The organism is Pseudomonas sp. BJa3 (assembly GCF_026343815.1).
Taxonomy (GTDB): Bacteria; Pseudomonadota; Gammaproteobacteria; order Pseudomonadales; family Pseudomonadaceae; genus Aquipseudomonas; species Aquipseudomonas soli.
Window position 1 is genome coordinate 1 of the sequence record NZ_JAOXMC010000359.1, and the last position, 255, is coordinate 255.

A 255-nucleotide genomic window follows, 5' to 3' on the forward strand; every position below is an offset into this window, starting at 1 on the left:
TCGACGCCGGCTTCGATGCGCAGGTCGATTCGGCGCTGAAGATCTTCGTCTACATGCCGTACGAGCATTCCGAGATGCTGGAGGACCAGCAACGTTCGCTGGACCTGTTCCGCGCCACCGGTGACGTGAACTACATCAAGTACGCACAGCTGCACTACGACCTGATCGCCCGCTTCGGCCGGTTCCCGCATCGGAACGAGGCGAGGGGGCGCTCGTCCACGCAGGAAGAGCGCGACTACCTTGCCAGTGGCGGTT

General features: G+C 62.7%; 1 protein-coding gene. It reads left to right on the forward strand.

Translation table 11 applies throughout. The features are described from left to right. Nucleotides 1–255, forward strand: a 255-nt coding sequence (locus tag OH705_RS28015; RefSeq protein ID WP_267303538.1) for a DUF924 family protein, incomplete at both ends; no start/stop codon positions are given.